The sequence below is a fragment of the Actinomyces acetigenes genome, assembly GCF_031296635.1.
Classification (GTDB): Bacteria; Actinomycetota; Actinomycetes; order Actinomycetales; family Actinomycetaceae; genus Actinomyces; species Actinomyces acetigenes.
In genome coordinates, this window is sequence record NZ_JASPFC010000001.1 from 17,044 (window position 1) to 37,506 (window position 20,463).

Here is a 20,463-nt window from a genome sequence, read left to right on the forward strand (position 1 = left end):
TTCCTCAGGTCGATGTGGCCTGATCGAGAGCAACGGAGGTTCCATCATGATGACTGCTTCGAAGCGAGTTCTGGCCGCCATGAGCGCCATTGGAATGGCGGCAACCCTGGCGTCCTGCCAGCTGCCAGGGGGCTCCTCGGGTGAGAAGGGGGTGTCGACCTCGACCTCGACCTCGGCGTCGGCGTCAGCGCCGAAGTCGGCGCAGGCCGGGGGCGGTGGTCATGGTGCGGCCATTGAGTCGCATCCCACGACCGTTGACAGTAAACCCGGGACTGTTTCCCTGAACTCCGTGTCCGGTGCGGGCACGACGGTGACCGTCATGTTCTCCGTGACGAATAATGACAAGAAGAATGACATGTGGATATACGACTCATTCTCTGATGGAGACGACTCGGTGCCTCAGCCCAGTGGAAAGGCGAGCCCGGGAGGGAGCACGAACAACGCCGACGGCTTGACGCTCATCGAACCGTCCTCCTCAAGCATCTACCGCGTCTCCTACGACTCCCAGGGCGGCTGCCTGTGCTCCAGTGGCCTCACGGAGTTCATCCAACCCGGTCAGACGATCGCGCTCCAGGCGACCTTCACCGGTGTACCGGCCGAGGCGAAGAACGTCACCATCACCATCCCGAATGGAGGCACCTTCAGCAACGTGGCGGTGGCCCGATGAGACGGCAGATGAATGGGGGATGGGCAAGGGGCGCCAAGCGTCGGCCTCGGTCCGGGGTGCTTGCCACCGCGGCCGTCGCCGTGTGGGCAACATCGTGGTCAGTGTCCGCCGGGGCTGCTGCCTTACCCGCAGCACCGCAAGCGGGCCGCCCGTTGGCGGCTGCGAGCAACAGCGCCACAGCCGACCCGACGACGATCACCAAGCAACCGGAGAGCGCAGGGCCGGGCAACCCCCGGGTGGCTCAGACCGTGGACCGCGTTGTCACGCCGGTGTCGCGCTCAAGCAGCTCGGACAGCGCGGTCACCTACTCCTCGGACGGCAAGACCACGGTGGCCTCACTATCCGGTGACGTCACCTTCGACGTCGACTCCTCGGCCCTGACCGACCGGGCCAAGCAGGTGCTCGACGAGATCGTCAGCCGCTGGAACGGCAAGGCGCCGGCCACGGTCACCGTGGTGGGGCACACGGACTCCGTCGCCGACGACGCATACAACCAGACACTCTCCGAGCAACGGGCCAAGGCCGTCGCCGACTACCTGACCTCCAAGGTACCCTCCCTGAACGTCCAGTCCTCCGGCAAGGGGGAGAGCGAACCCGTGGCCTCCGAGACCAATGCGGACGGCAGCGTCAATGAGGCCGGCAAGGCCGCCAACCGCCACGTCGATGTGCGCTGGGGGTAAGTGCGAACAGGGGTAAGTGCGAACAATCGTCCTGCGGAGTCACGCCACTGCGAGCATCCATGCCAACCAGCCTCCTAGCGACAGGTAGGGGCCGAAGGCGATGAGCGTCTTGCGGCCGGCCAGGCGACTGATCATGAGTGCCACGGCGATGATCCCGCCGATGAAGAACCCCATGATGATGCCCATTGTCGCGTAGGTCCCGCCGAAGTATCCGAGCCACAGCCCAAGAACCGCACACAGCTTCGCATCCCCCAGCCCCATTCCCGAACCGGGCAGCAGCGCCATGGCCCCCACGACGACGCCGGCACTCACCGCGCACAGAACGGGCCGCAACACAGCCCAACCCGCTTCGGGCAAGGGTGTCCCCGTGGTCGCGCTGAACAGGGCGAGGGCCGTGGTTGCCGTACCGGTCCACATGGCGGCCCGAGCGAGAATGCGGTTGGGCAGGCGGTGGCACACGGCGTCGACGCTGCACGCCGCGCCGAGCAGCGCCACGAGGGGAAGGGCGACAATCACCTCGCCCCACGCCCCGCCGGCCGCTCCCCGCATGAGCGTCACTCCGCACAGAAGGGCGGCCAGAACCCCCTGAGAGGCGGGCGCCAGCAACCACTGCGCGTGGAAGGTGGCCGACTCGGTGGCGGTGTCACCGGGTGAGGCGGCCCCGGTCTGCGCCCCGGCCTGTTCCAGGTCGGATACGTACCGTCGGGCGAAGGCCGAGACCGGGCGGGTGACGACTGCGATGGCTGCACCGCCGACGGCGATGGCGACCAGTAGTGCGGGGACATTCACCTCCACACTCTCGCACGCTCGTCGCCTTCGAGGTAGGGAAAGGCGGAAATATCGCCTGAACCTCGCGCCCCCTCCCGTGAGCCTTCGGCCGTCGACGTCGAGGTGCTCCGCACCTTTCCCCGCGCTCCTGTCGCGTGTCCAGCACCACGCCCTCACCTCTCCCTTCACCCTGGCGCCCTCCTGCTGCGAACGGGTAACCTGGCCGACGGTGCCCGCAGACGGGTCACCGCATCTCCATTCCGTTCCCAGCGACGTCGACTTCGTCCAGGCCTCAGGCCTGCTCGGCTCAGGTGCGACATCGTGACGCGGGTCTGCCGCGGCGGGAACCGACGGGCCCCTGACTGCGGGGCTCCGGACGTCGTCATCGGGCTCGCCCCGACCCCGGCGGGCCGGCCCTCTCCGCGGTGACGTGCGCCGTCGAGCCACCAATGGGGGAGCGGCCCGGCACGCAGGCAGCAGCCAGATCAAGACTCACGTCCCCATGGAGAATCAGTAGTGCCTACCATTCAGCAGCTGGTCCGCAAGGGCCGCTCGACGAAGCGCTCCGCGTCCAAGACGCCAGCGCTCAAGGCCAGTCCGCAGCGCCGTGGCGTGTGCACCCGCGTGTACACCACGACCCCCAAGAAGCCGAACTCCGCCCTTCGTAAGGTCGCCCGTGTGCGCCTGTCCACCGGTATCGAGGTCACGGCCTACATCCCCGGTGAGGGCCACAACCTCCAGGAGCACTCCATCGTGCTCGTGCGCGGTGGTCGTGTGAAGGACCTTCCCGGTGTCCGCTACCACATCGTGCGCGGCGCCCTCGACACCCAGGGTGTCAAGGGCCGCCAGCAGGCACGTTCCAAGTACGGCGCCAAGAAGGAGAAGAAGTAATGCCTCGTAAGGGTCCCGCACCCAAGCGCCCGCTCGTCGTCGACCCCGTCTACGGCTCGCCGGTCGTCACCCAGCTCGTCAACCGCGTCCTGCTGGACGGCAAGAAGTCCACCGCCGAGCGGATCGTCTACGGCGCCCTGGAGGGCGTGCGCTCCAAGACGGACCAGGACCCGGTCTCGGTCCTCAAGCGCGCTCTGGACAACATCCGCCCCGCCCTGGAAGTTCGCTCCCGTCGCGTCGGTGGCGCCACCTACCAGGTGCCCGTCGAGGTCCGCCCCGGCCGCGCCACCACCCTGGCGCTGCGCTGGCTCGTGGACTTCTCCCGTCAGCGCCGCGAGAACACCATGACCGAGCGTCTCATGAACGAGATTCTCGACGCCTCCAACGGCCTGGGCGCAGCGGTCAAGCGCCGCGAGGACATGCACCGCATGGCCGAGTCCAACAAGGCCTTCGCCCACTACCGCTGGTAGTGCCGGAATCAGCTCCGTACCCCACACGAACGAAGGACACCACCAGTGGCACTTGACGTGCTGACAGACCTCACCAAGGTCCGCAACATCGGCATCATGGCCCACATCGATGCCGGTAAGACCACCGTGACAGAGCGCATCCTGTTCTACACGGGCATCAACTACAAGATCGGCGAGACGCACGACGGCGCCTCGACGATGGACTGGATGGAGCAGGAGCAGGAGCGCGGTATCACCATCACCTCCGCGGCCACCACATGCTTCTGGAAGAACAACCAGATCAACATCATCGACACCCCCGGACACGTGGACTTCACGGTCGAGGTCGAGCGCTCCCTGCGCGTGCTCGACGGCGCCGTGGCGGTCTTCGACGGCAAGGAGGGTGTGGAGCCGCAGTCGGAGACGGTGTGGCGTCAGGCGGACAAGTACAACGTCCCGCGTATCTGCTACATCAACAAGATGGACAAGCTGGGCGCCGACTTCGACTTCTCCGTCCAGACCATCCGCGACCGTCTCCACGCCACCCCGATCGTCCTCAACTTCCCGATCGGTGCCGAGAACGAGTTCTCCGGCCTCGTCGACGTCCTGGAGATGCGGGCCATCCGCTTCCCCGAGAAGGACGCCGACGGCAAGGAGACCCGCGGCTCGATCGTCGAGTACGAGGAGATCCCCTCCGAGCTGGTCGCCAAGGCCGAGGAGCTGCGCGCCCAGCTGATCGAGACGGTCGCCGAGGCCGACGACGCCCTCATGGAGAAGTACCTCGAGGGCGAGGAGCTCAGCATTGCCGAGCTCAAGTCCGGTATCCGCAAGCTCACCGTGGCCGGTGAGGCCTTCCCGGTCCTGGCCGGGTCCGCCTTCAAGAACAAGGGCATCCAGCCCGTGCTCGACGCCGTCCTGGACTACCTGCCCTCCCCGCTCGACGTCCCCGACGTCGAGGGCCACGCCGTCGGTAACGAGGAGGAGGTGCTCACCCGTCCGGCCGACGAGAAGGCTCCCTTCTCCGCCCTGGCCTTCAAGGTGGCCACCCACCCCTTCTACGGCAAGCTCGTCTACGTGCGCGTCTACTCCGGCAAGGTCTCCCAGGGCGAGATGGTCCTCAACGCCACCAAGGGCAAGAAGGAGCGCATCGGAAAGCTCTTCCAGATGCACTCCAACAAGGAGAACCCGGTGGAGGAGGCCCACGCCGGCCACATCTACGCCTTCATCGGCCTCAAGGACGTCACCACCGGTGACACCCTGTGTGCCCAGGGCTCCCCGATCGTCCTGGAGTCCATGACCTTCCCGGACCCGGTCATCCACGTGGCCATCGAGCCCAAGACCAAGGGCGACCAGGAGAAGCTGGGTGTGGCCATCCAGAAGCTCTCCGAGGAGGACCCCACCTTCACTGTCTCCCTCGACGACGAGACCGGCCAGACCGTCATCGGCGGTATGGGCGAGCTCCACCTGGACGTGTTCGTGGACCGCATGCGCCGAGAGTTCAAGGTCGAGGCCAACGTGGGCGCCCCGCAGGTCGCCTACCGCGAGACCATCCGCAAGAAGGTGGACAAGGTCGAGTACACCCACAAGAAGCAGACGGGTGGCTCCGGCCAGTTCGCCAAGGTGCAGATGAGCTTCGAGCCCCTCGCGGCTGACGAGGCCGCCGAGACCGCCGACGGCGAGAAGGCGCACTACGAGTTCGCCAACGCCGTCACCGGTGGTCGCGTGCCCCGCGAGTACATCCCCAGCGTGGACGCCGGGGTCCAGGACGCCATGCTCACCGGTGTCCTGGCCGGCTACCCGATGGTGGACATCAAGGCGACCCTCATCGACGGTGCCTACCACGAGGTCGACTCCTCCGAGATGGCCTTCAAGATCGCCGGCTCCATGGCGTTCAAGGAAGGCGCCAAGAAGGCCTCACCGGTCCTCCTCGAGCCCGTCATGGCCGTCGAGGTCCGTACTCCCGAGGAGTACATGGGCGACGTCATCGGTGACCTCAACTCCCGTCGCGGCATGATCGCCTCGATGGAGGACGCCGTCGGCGTCAAGGTCATCCGCGCCAACGTGCCCCTGTCGGAGATGTTCGGCTACGTCGGTGACCTGCGCTCCAAGACGCAGGGGCGCGCCGTGTACTCCATGACCTTCGACTCGTACGCCGAGGTTCCCAAGAACGTCGCCGACGAGATCATCGCCAAGGTCAAGGGCGCCTGACGTCCTGCCACCGGGGTCCGTGCCGGCTGCACGCAACCGTGGCGGACCCCGGCCCGGCGGCGCCCCTCGGGTGCCGACCGGGACCCAGTTCAGTAAGATTTCCAACATCCACCAGTAGAGACTCTCGACGCCCGGGCGGCTAGCATGTGTGCTAGTCGAATCCCGACGAAGAGAACTACCCGAGTCCCAGGAGGACACCAGTGGCCAAGGCCAAGTTCGAGCGGACCAAGCCGCACGTCAACATCGGAACGATCGGTCACGTCGACCACGGTAAGACGACGCTGACCGCTGCGATCTCCAAGGTTCTGCACGACGAGTACCCCGAGCTGAACCCCTTCACCCCCTTCGACGAGATCGACAAGGCTCCTGAGGAGCGTCAGCGCGGTATCACCATCAACATCGCGCACGTCGAGTACGAGACCGCCAAGCGTCACTACGCGCACGTCGACGCCCCCGGGCACGCCGACTACATCAAGAACATGATCACCGGTGCCGCCCAGATGGATGGCGCGATCCTCGTGGTCGCCGCCACCGACGGCCCGATGGCTCAGACCCGTGAGCACGTCCTGCTCGCCCGCCAGGTGGGCGTCCCCGCCCTCCTCGTGGCCCTCAACAAGTCCGACATGGTGGACGACGAGGAGCTCCTCGACCTGGTTGAGATGGAGGTGCGCGAGCTGCTGTCCTCCCAGGACTACGACGGCGACGAGGCTCCCGTCATCCGTGTCTCCGCTCTCAAGGCCCTCGAGGGCGACGCCGAGTGGGCCGGCAAGATCAAGGAGCTCATGGACGCGGTGGACGAGTACATCCCCACCCCTGAGCGTGACATGGACAAGCCCTTCCTCATGCCCATCGAGGACGTCTTCACCATCACCGGTCGCGGCACCGTCGTCACCGGTCGTGTGGAGCGCGGCAAGCTCCCGATCAACTCCGAGGTCGAGATCCTCGGTATCCGCGAGGCCCAGAAGACCACGGTCACCGGTATCGAGATGTTCCACAAGCAGATGGACGAGGCCTGGGCCGGCGAGAACTGCGGTCTGCTCCTGCGCGGCACCCGTCGCGAGGACGTCGAGCGCGGTCAGGTCGTCTGCAAGCCCGGCTCCATCACCCCGCACACCGAGTTCGAGGGCCACGTCTACATCCTCACCAAGGACGAGGGCGGCCGCCACAACCCCTTCTACTCGAACTACCGTCCGCAGTTCTACTTCCGTACCACGGACGTCACCGGTGTCATCACCCTCCCCGAGGGCACCGAGATGGTCATGCCCGGCGACACCACCGAGATGACCGTCGAGCTCATCCAGCCCATCGCCATGGAGGAGGGCCTCGGCTTCGCCATCCGTGAGGGTGGCCGTACCGTCGGCTCCGGCCGCGTCACCAAGGTCATCAAGTGACCCTCTGACGCCTCGCGCCTCCGCGTAGCACCAGACCTCCCCGGTCAGAGCAGCCGCTCTGACCGGGGAGGTCTTTTTTGTGTTCCACCATGGGCAATGGCGCGGCCTACCGCGAATATGAATAGAAATGTGAATGACACTATTTCCTAGTTTTTGTGATACCGGCGTAATGAATGGTGTCGCAATGCTATAACGGACGATTTCAGATCCATCACCGATCCCGTATTGCCCGATTTCGTCAACTAGGTTATCCACTGTCACCAGGCACCTGGATGTCGACGCCCATTTGCGGGCGAGCCCAGTGCCGTTGAGTTCTCATGAAGTGGAGTGTTTCCTTTGCCGCGTCGTCGTGCCATTCTGCCTCGCCTGCGTAAGCTCGTCGCCGGCGCTGCGGCACTCACCTGCGTCGCAGCGGCGCTCGTGGGCACTGAGCAGCCTTCTGCCGGGGCGGCCCCGAGGGGGCTTCCAGCCGATGCGCTTCCGGCGGTCTTCGCCCAGGGCGGTACCAGCTGGTACCGGGACACTATCCAGTGGCTCCAGTGGGCGGACTATGACAGCAACTTCGCCGGCCAAACCAAGCCGAATGTCCCCGTGCTCGACTACGGGCAGCGCAAGACCTTCACCAACTACCGCGACATGGGGGAGGCCGGCTATCTAGTCACCACCTGCAACCTGTCCAATCTCAAGCACATTGGCCATCAGAAGGGGTTTCCTGACGATCTTGCTCGTGGCCCGCTGGTCGCCACCATTCCCGGTACCTGGGCCGGCGATATCCTCGACAACCTCTACAACATCGGGGGCGCCGGGGGCTGGAGCGACGGCAGCTCGGAGTGGCACAGTGGTCTGACGTACCCGAGGGACTACGTCAACCACAACCAGATGGTCATTGGGCTGGCCAACGGCTACGCCTACAACGGGGACAAGACCTGGGACGGCAAGGACAAGAACGACCGCCGGGCGGACCGCACCCCCACGGGCGGATACTCGCGCATCAGCTTCGACGTCTCCTGCTCGGCGACCCTCCAGGCCCCCGACGGCAGCTCCACGCCGGTGGGCCTCAACGGTCTGGTCTTCGCCGACGCCGAGGCCTCCAACCCCGGGAGCACCAATGAGCCCTTCGACGGCGAGTGGATCCAGGCCCAGGTCCCCAACAACCAGAGAGTCACCTGGCGCCTCCTCGACGGCGGGCGCTCCAGTAACTGCACCGACACGAGAGGAGGCACCGGGCGGCCGGTCACTACCCGCGCGACCCTGTCCAACGGGAACCGCACCCTGCGGTTAGACAACACGGCGCAGGAGTGCGTCTACCAGAACGGCGGAGGCTACTCCAAGCCCAACGGCATCGGCGGGCCCGCAGTGTCCATGTTCATGGAAGGGGCGACTAGCGCCACCATCACCATGCAAGGATCCGGCTACTCCGCCGTCGCCCTGGGGCTGGTCCTGGCCACCGACTTCGGGGATGCCCCCGCTTCCTACGGCAGCGCCTCTGCTCTCCTGCAGCCCAAGTGGGACGGCGGTGAGGTCACGAACCGAAACGGCTACGACCTCTTCGGCGGCCGTCTCATCAACACCACCCGCATGTACGCCTCCGGACCCTACCTGGGCTCCTTGATCGACGCCGAGTCCCAGCAGCATTTCAGCGACGGGGCCGACGGCGATGACAACGACGGCTGGTACGGCAACGACGAGGACGGTGTCACCATCCCCGCCGCAGGCATCGAAACCGCTCCGGGCCAGAACGTCACCCTCAACGCCCGTTGCAACGGAGGGGGAGCAGTCGCCGGCTGGATCGACTGGAACCACAACGGTGTGTTCGATCCCGCCGAGAAGAGCGCCCAGGTGACGTGTGACGGCAGGTCGAATGCCACGTTGAGATGGACCGTGCCCGAGGACGTCGTACGCAGCATCGACGGGGAAACCGGATCTCAGCCCCACACCTACCTGCGGGTGCGGACGGCTAAAGCAGGCGTCGACCTCAAACCCACCGGCAGCACGATGGACGGTGAGGTTGAGGACTACCGGCTCGCCGTTCGCGTCCCCACCATCCAGCTCGTCAAGAACGTCCAGGCCCCCTACACCGGGCAGGTCAAGGCCCTCGGGGCCGACCAGTGGACCCTCAAGGCCCAGCAGGGCAACGGCGGCGCCGCATCCCTGCAGGTGACCGGCACCGTCGACACCGGGATCAAGGTCACGCGTCCAGGACAGTACGGGCTCAGCGAGTCCTCCACGAACCCCCAGGCGCCAGGGTACGAGGCGAGCGCATGGCGCTGTTCTCAAACCCCCGGCACGGTCGGTAACTGGGGCGGCTCGAGCCTGTCCGGATCCACTATCCGGGTGAGGGGAACCGATCGCATCACCTGCTCGGTCACCAACACGACCAAGCCCGGGGCGCTGTCCTGGACCAAGGTCGATCAGGACGGCAAGACGCCCTTGGGCGGCACCACGTGGACGCTCACCGGTCCCGGCGTCCCTTCCGGCACCGTCGTCGAGGACTGCCAGGCGGCCGGCTGCCGCACCGGCGCCTACAAGGACACCAACCCGGCTCCCGGCGTCTTCGACGTCACCGGGCTGCCGTGGGGGAGCTACTCCGTCACCGAGAAGACCGCTCCCAGCGGCTACCAGCGTCTGGAGAAGACTCTGGTCTTCGACGACGTCTCCGGCGCCAACCTCAAAGCCGGCTTGAAGGACACCACGGGCGTCGCCAAGGGCGCCGTGACCAATCAGCGTCTGACCGGATCGGTGTCCTGGAAGAAACAGGACACGAGCGGGCACGCCCTTGGCGGCTCGGAGTGGACGCTCAGCGGCCCCGGAGTCCCGGCCAGGACCACCGTCACCGACTGTGTCATCGCCGGTGGCAGAGGACGGTGCCCGGGCGGCCCCTACGCCGACACGGACCCCGCCGCCGGTTCCTTCACCGTGACCGGTCTGCCCTGGGACACGCGTTCCTACTCCCTGGTGGAAAAGAGGGCTCCCGCGGGCTACCGGCTTGACACGACGAGCCGCAGCTTCGCCATCAAACCCAATGCCCTCCAGTACTCCTTCTCGAAGGCCTTCACCAACGAGAAGGTGGTCACCCCTCGTTTGCCTTTGACGGGTGGGCGTGGTGCGTACATCTTCCTGATTGCGGGTGCGGTTGTTTCCGCTGTCGCGATCTCCACTGGACTTTTAAGGAGGCGCCGTCACCGCAACCTGGACTGATTCGTCCGCCGGCCCGTGCATGAAAGGTCGGAGGCGCCGGTGACGCCGTCGGGCAAGACGGAGTCGTCTACCGGAGAAGCACTCCCTATCCACACCTCTGTCACGCGTTCGCATCTCCCCGCGGCGCACAGTGAAAGGAATCCCAACCCATGAAGTACAACGCCAGCACGTTGGGGCGTCGGGCTGCTGCCGCAGCCGGTGTCCTCACTCTGGCCGTGCTCGGTCTGGCCCCCATGGCTCAGGCTGAGGACGCCAACTACGGAAACATCAAGGAGAGCGCTCAGGGCTCCTTGGTCATTCACAAGCACCTCACCGGGGACGGTAACCCCATTGGCACCGTCGATGGTGGTACTGCCGGTGGTACTGCTGGAGCCGCAGTCGCGGGTGTTCAGTTCACTGCCTACCCGATCACTGGGATCAACCTCAAGGATCCTGCGGGCTGGAACAAGGTCAGTGCCTTGTCAGCGTCCGGGGCGATTCCGGACAGCGCCTGCGCAGACCCGGCCAACCCTAAGCTGGATGGCTACGGTTTCGAGGCAGGGATGGCGTCGCCGGATACGGATACCTCCGGTGCGGCAACCATCAGCGGTATGCCGGTCAAGGCCTACCTCGTGTGCGAGACCAAGACCCCCAGCAACATCGTTCAGAAGGCCAAGCCTTTCGTTGTCACCGTTCCCACCCCGAACACCGCTGCGGGTCAGGAGGGTAACTGGGTCTACGACGTTCACGTCTACCCCAAGAACGAGAAGGTCGAGGTCACCAAGACCATCCAGGACCAGAAGGTTAACGGCTACGCCGTGGGGTCCAAGGTCCGCTTCCCGGTCACCTCGACCCTGCCGAAGCTGGACGCCAAGTCCTACTACAAGTACTTCCAGCTCAGGGACACCATGGACGAGCACCTGACCGAGGTGACCGCCACGGACATCACGCTTGGTGGGGCTAAGATGGATCCCGGTGACTACAAGGTGGTCACCAGCGGTCAGACCGTGACGGTGACTTTCACCAAGGTCGGTTTGGGTAAGCTCAAGGAGGCTGCGGGTAAGCCCGTCCAGGCCGTCTTCGAGGGTAAGGTCGCCTCCGCCAGTAACAATGGTGACATCACCAACAAGGCTCAGCTGATCTCTGACACCACCTACGCCGAGCAGCCTCCGAATCCTGAGGAGCCGCCGACGACCCCCGATAACCCGCCGACGACCGAGACGGTGACCACCTACTGGGGCAACCTGACGATCAAGAAGGTTGACAGCCACGACACGGCCGGCAACAAGGCGGGCCTCAAGGGTGCTGAGTTCCAGCTGTACAAGGCCAAGGACTCCTACGCTAACTCCTGCTCCAAGGACAAGGAGGGGGACGCGATCGCCGTGAACGGCGAGACCACCCTGACCACCGACGACACTGGTGCCATCAATATCCAGGGTCTGTTCGTCTCTGACTCCATTGACGAAGCGGGCCGCGACAACAAGGTCAACGCCACTGAGCGCTGCTACGTCCTGGTGGAGACCAAGGCGCCCGCAGGCTTCGTCCTGCCCTCGGGTGACGACGCCGTGACCGCTGTCAAGGTCAAGGCCGGTACCGTGACCACGGATGACGTCACCGTTGAGAACACCAAGCAGTCGGTCCCGGGCCTGCCCCTGACCGGTGCCAACGGCATGCTCATCCTGACCGCCTCCGGCGCGTCCCTGCTGATGATCGCCGTCGGCTCCGTCCTGGTGGCCCGCTACCGCGAGCGCAAGCACAGCGCGAACCTCGCTGCCTGATGACAACCGCTGTCGGCCGGGGCCCACGGGCCCCGGCCGACAACCACAACCGCAAGAGCCCCGCCTCAACCGCGTCGTGACCGGGTCCTGAGCCTGTCCCGATCGTGAGGTCGTGGCCCGAGCGGAAGCGGTGCAGGCACTCGGCGGACCCGATCCGTCGAGCGCCTGCACCGTCATGTGCGACCCCGCACCATCCCCACCCCGTCCACCCGACCCTGGAAGCGCACGAGGCCCCATGATCTCCCGCAAAGCACGCACACCCCGCACCGCCCGGACTGCGCGAACACGCGCCTCGAGCCTCCAAAAGCACCGTCGTCCCCGTACCTGGCGCCTATCGGTCTCCGCGCTCATCACCGCCATCATGGCGATCGTCGGCATGGGGCTGCTGACCTATCCGACGGCGGCCTCCTGGATTTCTCAGTACAACCAGTCGAAGGTGACTGCCGACTACTCCGCCCAGGTCGATGGGGCCCGTCCCGACGCCAAGACCCAGATCGAGCAGGCTCACGCGTACAACGACGCCCTGTCTGCCGGAGCGGTCCTGGAGGCCAACAACCACGTCCCCACCGGCGCCGGCTCCAGCAAGGACAGCTCCCTGAGGTACGCCAACATCCTCAAGGCCAACAACGAGGGCCTCATGGCCCGGCTCAAGATTCCCTCCATCTCCCTGGACCTGCCCGTCTACCACGGCACGGCCGACGACACCCTGCTCAAGGGCCTGGGGCACCTGGAGGGCACCTCACTGCCGGTCGGGGGAAAGGGGACCCGCTCGGTCATCACCGGGCACCGCGGCCTGGCCGAGGCCACCATGTTCACCAACCTGGACAAGGTCAAGACCGGTGACAGTCTCATCGTCGAGGTCTTCGGGGAGGTCCTCACCTACCGGGTCACCAGCACCAAGGTCGTCGAGCCCGAGGAAACCGAGGCCCTGCGCGCCGAGGAGGGCAAGGACCTGCTCACCCTGGTGACCTGCACGCCCCTGGGCATCAACACCCACCGCATCCTGCTGACCGGCGAGCGCATCTACCCGACCCCGGCAAAGGACCTTGCGGCGGCGGGCAAGCGCCCTGACGTTCCCCACTTCCCCTGGTGGGCCGTGGGCCTGGCGGCGGGGCTCATCGTCGTCGGGCTGTACCTGTGGCGCTCGGGCTACGCGGCGGCGAAGGTCAAGGAGCGGGCCCTGGCCAGGACCCGTAAGGCGGAGCAGGAACCGCGTCCCCAGACCTGGGCGGAGCAGATGCGGATCTGGATGGACGACGACGCCGGTGTCGAGCCCCAACGGTGGTTCACCGACCTGCCGGTCCCGCCCCAGCCCTCCGAGATGGAGAACCTGGCGCTACTGGAGGAGATCGCGTCCCTGTCGGCGCCGTCTGCCCGATGGGATGACGAGGAGCTCATCGACACCGCCGAGATCCCGGTGCTGGACGCGACACGCCCGAGCGCGGGGACCAGTGGGCGGACTCACAGGCTCTAGGCCCCATCCTGGGTTCCGCTGCCCGGGCGAGCCCTGATAACGTAATCCGGCCGGCCAAGGGTGTGCGCCTGTGCGCCCCTGGTTGTGCCGCCCCGGGACTCCCCGGGATTCATTCTGACGGACCCGTTCCTCCTGAACGGGTTTCCGTGTGTCCAGACCGGTTCACCGCCTTCCCTGACGGGAGCGGCGCGCGTCCTGAAGCGACACGCCCGAGCGCGTGGACCGGCCAGAAGCAAGTACAAGAGAGGTTAGGCGCCATGGCGGGACAGAAGATCCGCATCCGGCTCAAGTCCTACGACCACGAGGTCATTGACTCCTCGGCGCGCAAGATCGTCGACGTCGTGACCCGCGCTGGTGCGACGGTCGTGGGCCCGGTGCCGCTGCCGACCGAGAAGAACGTGTTCTGCGTGATCCGGTCGCCGCACAAGTACAAGGACAGCCGCGAGCACTTCGAGATGCGCACGCACAAGCGGCTGATCGACATCGTCGACCCGACGCCCAAGGCCGTCGACTCGCTCATGCGTCTCGACCTGCCCGCTGACGTCAACATCGAGATCAAGCTCTGAGGACTGCCATGACAACGCTTAACACGCCGGCTGCCGCCGCGCCTGCCAAGGCGCTGCTCGGCACCAAGCTCGGCATGACGCAGATCTGGGACGAGAACGGGGTCCTGCGCCCCGTGACCGTCGTCCGGGTCGACACCAACGTCGTGACCCAGGTCCGCACCATCGAGACCGATGGCTACGAGGCCGTTCAGCTCGCCTTCGGCGACATCGACGCCCGCAAGGTCACCAAGCCGCTCGCCGGCCACTTCGCCAAGGCCGGGGTCGAGCCCCGCCGCCACGTGGCGGAGGTCCGCACCTCCCTGGCGTCGGAGTTCACCCCCGGCCAGGAGCTGGCCGCTGACACCTTCGAGGTCGGCCAGCTGGTCGACGTCACCGGAACCTCCAAGGGTAAGGGGTTCGCCGGTGTCATGAAGCGCCACGGCTTCGCCGGTGTGGGCGCCTCCCACGGTGCTCACCGCAACCACCGCAAGCCCGGCTCCATCGGCGCCTGCGCCACCCCCGGACGCATCTTCAAGGGCCTGCGCATGGCCGGCCGCATGGGCCACGCGCGCCGCACCGTCCAGAACCTCAAGATCCGCGGCGTCGACGTTGACAAGGGCGTTCTGCTCGTCAACGGCGCGATCCCCGGCCCCAAGGGCTCGGTCGTCGTCGTCCGCACCGCCGTGAAGGGAGCCTGAGACCATGACTGAGGCACTCACCGTCGACGTCGTCGACTCCACGGGCAAGAAGACCGGCAGCGTCGAGCTGCCCGCCGAGATCTTCGACGCCCCCCTCAACATTCCGCTCATGCACCAGGTGGTCGTCGGCCAGCTGGCCGCGGCCCGCCAGGGCACCCACGCCACCAAGACCCGCGGCGACGTCCGCGGCGGTGGCCGCAAGCCCTACCGTCAGAAGGGCACCGGCCGCGCCCGCCAGGGCTCGACCCGCGCCCCGCAGTTCGTCGGCGGTGGCACCGTCCACGGCCCGCAGCCGCGCGACTACACCCAGCGGACCCCCAAGAAGATGAAGGCCGCCGCCCTGCGCAGCGCCCTGTCCGACCGCGCCCGCAACGGCCGCGTCCACGTCATCACCGAGTTCGTCACCACCACGGTGCCCTCCACCAAGAACGCCCTGGTCGCGCTGCGCAACCTCACCGGCCGCAAGGCCCTGGTGATCGTGGACCGTCAGGACGACCTGTCCAGGCTCAGCCTGCGCAACGCCCCCGAGGCGCACGTCCTGTGGGCCGACCAGCTCAACACCTACGACGTTCTCAAGTCCGACGACGTCGTCTTCACGGCCTCTGGCCTGGACGCGTTCCTGGGCAAGGGTGAGGAGGAGTCCAAGTGAGCCTCGAGAAGTCCAAGAACCCCCGCGACGTCATCATCGCGCCGGTGGTCTCCGAGAAGTCCTACGCCTGCATGGACCGTGGCCAGTACACGTTCATCGTGGCACCGGGATCCAACAAGACCGAGATCAAGCAGGCCGTCGAGGCCATCTTCGATGTCAAGGTCTCCTCGGTGAACACCATCAACCGCAAGGGCAAGACGCACCGCACCCGCACCGGGATCGGCAAGTCCAAGGACACCCGCCGTGCGATCGTCACCCTGCGCGAGGGGACCATCGACATCTTCGGTGATGTGGCCTAGTGCGCCACGGAAGGTAAAGGATCGATATGGGAATCCGTAAGTACAAGCCCACGACCCCGGGTCGTCGCGGCTCCTCCGTGGCCGACTTCGTGGAGATCACGCGCAGCACGCCCGAGAAGTCGCTGGTGCGCCCGCTGAGCAAGACTGGTGGACGCAACTCCTCCGGCCGTATCACCACCCGTCACAAGGGGGGTGGCCACAAGCGCGCCTACCGTCTCATCGACTTCCGTCGTCACGACAAGGACGGCGTGCCCGCTAAGGTCGCTCACATCGAGTACGACCCCAACCGCACCGCGCGCATCGCCCTGCTGCACTACATGGACGGCGAGAAGCGCTACATCATCGCCCCGAACAAGCTCCGTCAGGGCGACGTCGTCGAGGCCGGCCCCAGCGCCGACATCAAGCCCGGCAACAACCTGCAGCTGCGTCACATCCCCACCGGTACGGTCGTCCACGCGGTCGAGCTGCGTCCCGGTGGCGGGGCCAAGATCGCTCGCAGTGCCGGCACCTCCGTCCAGCTGGTCGCCAAGGAGGGCAAGTACGCGCAGCTGCGCATGCCCTCCGGGGAGATCCGCAACGTGGAGGCCGCCTGCCGCGCCACCATCGGCGAGGTCGGCAACGCCGAGCAGTCCAACATCAACTGGGGCAAGGCCGGCCGTATGCGCTGGAAGGGCGTGCGCCCGACCGTCCGCGGTGTCGTCATGAACCCGGTGGACCACCCGCACGGTGGTGGTGAGGGCAAGACCTCCGGTGGTCGTCACCCTGTCTCGCCGTGGGGCAAGCCCGAGGGCCGTACCCGCCGTCCCAACAAGTCCAGCGACCGCCTCATCGTGCGTCGTCGTCGGACCGGCAAGAAGCGCTGATAGGAGCCTGAATCATGCCGCGTAGTCTGAAGAAGGGTCCCTTCGTCGACGACCACCTCCTCAAGAAGGTGGACGCTCAGAACGAGAAGGGCACCAAGAACGTCATTAAGACCTGGTCCCGCCGTTCGGTCATCACGCCGGACTTCCTGGGGCACACCTTCGCCGTCCACGACGGTCGCAAGCACGTGCCGGTCTTCGTTACCGAGTCCATGGTGGGCCACAAGCTCGGTGAGTTCGCTCCGACCCGCACCTTCCGCGGGCACGTCAAGGACGACCGCAAGTCGCGTCGCTGACGGACGTCGGAAAGTTTGAGAGGCAGAGAACATGGAAGCCAAGGCGCAGGCAAAGTACGTGCGCTGCACGCCGATGAAGGCGCGCCGAGTCGTGGACGTCGTCCGCGGCAAGCGCGCCGTCGAGGCCGTCAACGTGCTCCGATTCGCCCCGCAGGCCGCTGCGGTGCCGGTGCGCAAGGTCCTCGAGTCCGCAATCGCCAACGCCCGGTTCAAGGCCGAGCGTGACGGTGAGCGTTTCGACGAGAACGACCTGTTCATCATCGAGGCGTTCGCCGACGAGGGTCCCACCCTGAAGCGGTTCCGTCCCCGTGCGCAGGGCCGGGCCAGCAGGATCCTCAAGCGGACCAGCCACATCACCGTCATCGTCGGGGACAAGTCCGACGCCGCAACGAAGGAAGGAGCCCGGTAATGGGGCAGAAGGTCAACCCGACCGGGTTCCGCTTGGGCATCACCACGGACCACCGCTCGCGCTGGTTCGCCGACTCCACCAAGCCCGGTCAGCGTTACCGCGACTTCGTGGAGGAGGATGTCAAGATCCGCCGCCTCATGGAGGACGGCATGGAGCGGGCCGGTATCTCCAAGGTCGACATCGAGCGCACCCGTGACCGCGTGCGCGTCGACCTGCACACCGCCCGTCCCGGCATCGTCATCGGCCGCCGCGGAGCCGAGGCCGAGCGCCTGCGCGGTCAGCTCGAGAAGCTGACCGGCAAGCAGGTCCAGCTCAACATTCTTGAGGTCAAGAGCCCCGACCTGGACGCCCAGCTGGTCGCCCAGGGCATTGCCGAGCAGCTCGCCTCCCGCGTGTCCTTCCGTCGCGCCATGCGCAAGGGCATGCAGTCCGCGATGCGTGCCGGCGCCAAGGGCATCCGGGTGCAGTGCTCCGGCCGCCTGGGCGGCGCCGAGATGAGCCGCAGCGAGTTCTACCGCGAGGGGCGCGTGCCGCTGCACACCCTGCGCGCGAACATCGACTACGGCTTCTACGAGGCCAAGACCACCTTCGGCCGCCTCGGCGTCAAGGTGTGGATCTACAAGGGCGACATCACCGAGCGCGAGTTCGCCCGCCAGCAGGCCGAGTCCGGCTCCCGTGGCCGGGGCCGGGGCGAGCGCCGCGGCGGCCGTCGTGGCGACCGCGGTGAGCGCGGTTCGCGTCAGAACACCGAGCAGCAGCAGGCAGCCGAGCAGACGCCGGCCGCCGAGACCGCTGCCGCAGACCAGGGAACGGAGGCCTGAGCCGTGCTCATCCCCCGCCGGACCAAGTTCCGCAAGCAGCACCGCCCGCACCGCACGGGCCTTTCCAAGGGCGGCAACCAGATCGCCTTCGGTGACTACGGCATCCAGGCCCTCGAGCCCGCCTACATCACCAACCGCCAGATCGAGGCGGCCCGTATTGCCATGACCCGCCACATCAAGCGTGGCGGCAAGGTGTGGATCAACATCTTCCCGGACCGCCCCCTGACCAAGAAGCCCGCCGAGACCCGCATGGGTTCCGGTAAGGGTGCACCCGAGTGGTGGATCGCCAACGTCAAGCCCGGACGCATCCTGTTCGAGCTCGGCGGTGTCGACGAGGCCCTCGCCCGCGAGGCCATGCGCCGCGCACAGCACAAGCTTCCGATGAAGACCCGTTTCGTGACTCGTGAGGGTGGTGACGTCTGATGGCAATCGGTTCCAAGGGCCTGACCCCCGCCGACCTCGACGGCATGGACAACGAGCGCCTCTCCGAGGAGCTCTCCAAGGCCAAGGCCGAGCTGTTCAACCTCCGGTTCGCCTCGGCGACCGGCCAGCTCGAGGACCACGGACGTCTCAAGGCTGTGCGTCGCGACATCGCCCGCATCTACACGATCGTGCGCGAGCGTGAGCTCGGTATTCGCACCGCCCCGAGCACGGAGGAGTCCAAGTGAGCGAGCAGACCAGCACCGAGAACGTCGAGCAGTCCACCGAGCGCCCCCAGCGCAAGGTGCGTCGCGGCTACGTCGTCTCCGACAAGATGGACAAGACGGTTGTCGTCCTCGTCGAGGAGCGCTACAAGCACTCCCTGTACGGCAAGGTCCTCCGTCGCTCCAAGAAGGTTAAGGTCCACGACGAGAACAACGAGGCCGGTGTCGGCGATCTCGTCTCCATCATGGAGACCCGCCCGCTGAGCGCCACCAAGCACTTCCGCCTCCTGGAGATCCTCGAGCGCGCCAAGTGACCCTCGGCTGAACGCCGCCCTCGACGTCGTCGAGACGGCCCCCGATGCCGCAGCCTCCCACCCGGGAGGCTGCGGCATCGGCGTTGTTGGCGGCGGGTCCTCGCGGGGCGGCGCCGACGCCGGAGCGCGTGGTACTCCACGAGGGTCGGTCGCTAATGGAAGAGGGTCGGGTGTACTCCAAGGGGGTGGGGGCATCGTGCAGTAGGCACAACCCTCGGCCAGTGCATCCCCACCCTCGTGGAGTAGAGGCGGTTCTGAAAAGGCAAGGGCCAGAGCCGACGTCGGACCACCATCTCCCGGCCCCGAGCGAGCGCCACGCAGGGAGCCAGTGGGGTGCGGACCTGGGGGAGGACGCCGGGCGGTGCCGCAAGAATCCCGCGGCCCAGTGTCCACGGCGCTGACATCAAGGAGTCCGACGTCGAGAAGCCCAAGGGGAAATGTTGGAATCCTGCGGTTTCTCCACGGCGTGCAGCGCAAATGCAGGGTTGATGTCAGCGCCATGGACACCGCCGGTCCGCCGGGCGTCCCGGGTGGCGGCGTCGGCCGGCGCATACCGCAAGAACCGAACCCGGTGCGGGTCGCACCTGGCCGGAGCCGGCTGCGGATCACGGCTGGCAGGCAGGCGGATCGGGGACTGCGGTTTCCGACGGGGACGTCCTTCACCTCCAAAAGGCGACGGTCGCGCCCCAGCCGTCTGGAGGACAACGCAGTCCTCGGCGGGCAGGTACGTCGTCGATCAGGGGCTGGCGGGCCGGCCGGGTGCCTCGCGGCGTCGGTGCAGGAGGCCCGGGAAAAGCCGGTGAGCAAAGGCACAGGCCCTGGTCGTCGTCTCAGGTTCCGCGCGATACGGCGGCTGGACTAGGCTAATGGAGTTGCGCGCGCCCTCGGTGCGCCCGGCAGAGACCTCGTGCAGTCTGCGCCTGTGTCTGTCGGGAGAGCGTATCGAGGGAACCCCCTATCCCTGGGTCGGCCTCGTGCGGCCTGTGGCCGGGGGAGACGTGTGCAAGACCAGAAGAACGTTCGGCCAGGCTCAGGAGCTTCCTGAGAACCGGCTCGACGACAGGAGAACACTCAATGATCCAGCAGGAGTCGCGACTGAAGGTCGCCGACAACACCGGTGCCAAGGAGATCCTTTGCATCCGTGTTCTCGGTGGATCGGGTCGGCGCTATGCGGGTATCGGCGACACGATCGTCGCCACCGTCAAGGACGCCATTCCCGGCGGCAACGTGAAGAAGGGCGAGGTCGTCAAGGCCGTCGTCGTGCGTGCCCGCAAGGAGCGTCGTCGTCCCGACGGCTCATACATCCGCTTCGACGAGAACGCCGCCGTCATCCTCAAGAACGACGGGGAGCCGCGCGGCACGCGCATCTTCGGCCCCGTCGGCCGTGAGCTTCGCGAGAAGAAGTTCATGCGCATCGTCTCGCTCGCCCCGGAGGTGATCTGAAC

The 20,463-nt window shown here is 66.6% G+C and carries 22 protein-coding genes; 21 read left to right on the top strand and 1 reads right to left on the bottom strand.

The genetic code is table 11. The features are described 5' to 3' along the window. Positions 1 to 49: 49 nt before the first annotated feature. Together RIV14_RS00075 and RIV14_RS00080 are read left to right on the top strand one after the other, a co-directional pair. Positions 50 to 667 carry a hypothetical protein gene (locus RIV14_RS00075; RefSeq protein WP_256698904.1) on the top strand — a complete coding sequence of 206 codons (618 nt, stop codon included), beginning with the start codon at positions 50 to 52 and terminating at the stop codon, positions 665 to 667. A gap of 101 nt (positions 668 to 768) precedes the next feature. Further along, positions 769 to 1,347 carry an OmpA family protein gene (locus RIV14_RS00080; protein ID WP_075371539.1) on the top strand — a complete coding sequence of 193 codons (579 nt, stop codon included), beginning with the start codon at positions 769 to 771 and terminating at the stop codon, positions 1,345 to 1,347. A 39-nt stretch (positions 1,348 to 1,386) separates the two neighbouring features. On the opposite strand, the gene RIV14_RS00085 is transcribed toward RIV14_RS00080, so the two are convergent. After that, positions 1,387 to 2,136: an A24 family peptidase gene (locus RIV14_RS00085; RefSeq protein WP_256695014.1), complete on the bottom strand. Its 750-nt coding sequence runs from the start codon at positions 2,134 to 2,136 to the stop codon at positions 1,387 to 1,389. Between the two features lie 495 nt (positions 2,137 to 2,631). On the opposite strand from RIV14_RS00085, the gene rpsL reads away from it, so the two are divergent. The 19 genes from rpsL (at position 2,632) to rplN (ending at position 20,461) form a co-directional block, all read left to right on the top strand. Beyond that, entirely contained in the window at positions 2,632 to 3,006 is a 375-nt protein-coding gene (rpsL, locus tag RIV14_RS00090) for a 30S ribosomal protein S12 (protein WP_003786082.1), read from the top strand. Then, positions 3,006 to 3,476, top strand: a complete 471-nt coding sequence (gene rpsG / locus RIV14_RS00095; protein WP_003786052.1) for a 30S ribosomal protein S7 — start codon at positions 3,006 to 3,008, stop codon at positions 3,474 to 3,476. Before rpsL ends, rpsG begins: the two co-directional genes overlap by 1 nt. Positions 3,477 to 3,521: 45 nt before the next feature. Further along, positions 3,522 to 5,663 (top strand): elongation factor G, encoded by a 2,142-nt coding sequence (fusA, locus tag RIV14_RS00100; protein WP_070661481.1) that lies wholly within the window; start codon positions 3,522 to 3,524, stop codon positions 5,661 to 5,663. A gap of 200 nt (positions 5,664 to 5,863) precedes the next feature. Then, positions 5,864 to 7,054 carry an elongation factor Tu gene (tuf, locus tag RIV14_RS00105; RefSeq protein ID WP_070661478.1) on the top strand — a complete coding sequence of 397 codons (1,191 nt, stop codon included), beginning with the start codon at positions 5,864 to 5,866 and terminating at the stop codon, positions 7,052 to 7,054. A 336-nt stretch (positions 7,055 to 7,390) separates the two neighbouring features. After that, entirely contained in the window at positions 7,391 to 10,252 is a 2,862-nt protein-coding gene (locus tag RIV14_RS00110; protein ID WP_143224167.1) for a CshA/CshB family fibrillar adhesin-related protein, read from the top strand. A gap of 149 nt (positions 10,253 to 10,401) precedes the next feature. Continuing rightward, positions 10,402 to 12,009: a SpaH/EbpB family LPXTG-anchored major pilin gene (locus RIV14_RS00115; protein ID WP_075371542.1), complete on the top strand. Its 1,608-nt coding sequence runs from the start codon at positions 10,402 to 10,404 to the stop codon at positions 12,007 to 12,009. 235 nt (positions 12,010 to 12,244) lie between these two features. Beyond that, complete coding sequence (locus RIV14_RS00120) at positions 12,245 to 13,483, top strand: class C sortase (RefSeq protein WP_075371543.1); 1,239 nt, start codon at positions 12,245 to 12,247, stop codon at positions 13,481 to 13,483. A gap of 257 nt (positions 13,484 to 13,740) precedes the next feature. Continuing rightward, on the top strand, positions 13,741 to 14,049 hold the full coding sequence (rpsJ, locus tag RIV14_RS00125) for a 30S ribosomal protein S10 (protein WP_003786051.1): 309 nt from the start codon (positions 13,741 to 13,743) through the stop codon (positions 14,047 to 14,049). 8 nt (positions 14,050 to 14,057) lie between these two features. Next, entirely contained in the window at positions 14,058 to 14,726 is a 669-nt protein-coding gene (gene rplC, locus RIV14_RS00130; RefSeq protein WP_070661465.1) for a 50S ribosomal protein L3, read from the top strand. A gap of 4 nt (positions 14,727 to 14,730) precedes the next feature. After that, a complete protein-coding gene (gene rplD, locus RIV14_RS00135) occupies positions 14,731 to 15,375 on the top strand; it encodes a 50S ribosomal protein L4 (RefSeq protein ID WP_075371544.1) in 645 nt (214 codons plus the stop codon). Continuing rightward, positions 15,372 to 15,674, top strand: a complete 303-nt coding sequence (gene rplW / locus RIV14_RS00140) for a 50S ribosomal protein L23 (protein WP_003786064.1) — start codon at positions 15,372 to 15,374, stop codon at positions 15,672 to 15,674. Before rplD ends, rplW begins: the two co-directional genes overlap by 4 nt. Before the next feature lie 26 nt (positions 15,675 to 15,700). After that, positions 15,701 to 16,537, top strand: a complete 837-nt coding sequence (gene rplB, locus RIV14_RS00145) for a 50S ribosomal protein L2 (RefSeq protein ID WP_070661459.1) — start codon at positions 15,701 to 15,703, stop codon at positions 16,535 to 16,537. 14 nt (positions 16,538 to 16,551) lie between these two features. Beyond that, positions 16,552 to 16,830, top strand: a complete 279-nt coding sequence (gene rpsS / locus RIV14_RS00150; RefSeq protein WP_003786073.1) for a 30S ribosomal protein S19 — start codon at positions 16,552 to 16,554, stop codon at positions 16,828 to 16,830. Positions 16,831 to 16,861: 31 nt separating this feature from the next. Beyond that, entirely contained in the window at positions 16,862 to 17,239 is a 378-nt protein-coding gene (gene rplV / locus RIV14_RS00155; RefSeq protein ID WP_003789298.1) for a 50S ribosomal protein L22, read from the top strand. Further along, on the top strand, positions 17,239 to 18,060 hold the full coding sequence (gene rpsC, locus RIV14_RS00160; RefSeq protein ID WP_003789299.1) for a 30S ribosomal protein S3: 822 nt from the start codon (positions 17,239 to 17,241) through the stop codon (positions 18,058 to 18,060). The genes rplV and rpsC overlap by 1 nt, the downstream gene beginning before the upstream one ends. A gap of 3 nt (positions 18,061 to 18,063) precedes the next feature. After that, complete coding sequence (gene rplP, locus RIV14_RS00165; protein ID WP_075250139.1) at positions 18,064 to 18,483, top strand: 50S ribosomal protein L16; 420 nt, start codon at positions 18,064 to 18,066, stop codon at positions 18,481 to 18,483. Beyond that, positions 18,483 to 18,728 (top strand): 50S ribosomal protein L29, encoded by a 246-nt coding sequence (rpmC, locus tag RIV14_RS00170; RefSeq protein WP_009403578.1) that lies wholly within the window; start codon positions 18,483 to 18,485, stop codon positions 18,726 to 18,728. Before rplP ends, rpmC begins: the two co-directional genes overlap by 1 nt. Further along, positions 18,725 to 19,018, top strand: a complete 294-nt coding sequence (gene rpsQ / locus RIV14_RS00175; RefSeq protein WP_003789301.1) for a 30S ribosomal protein S17 — start codon at positions 18,725 to 18,727, stop codon at positions 19,016 to 19,018. Before rpmC ends, rpsQ begins: the two co-directional genes overlap by 4 nt. A gap of 1,074 nt (positions 19,019 to 20,092) precedes the next feature. Next, a complete protein-coding gene (gene rplN / locus RIV14_RS00180) occupies positions 20,093 to 20,461 on the top strand; it encodes a 50S ribosomal protein L14 (RefSeq protein ID WP_003781898.1) in 369 nt (122 codons plus the stop codon). The last annotated feature ends 2 nt before the right edge of the window (positions 20,462 to 20,463 follow it).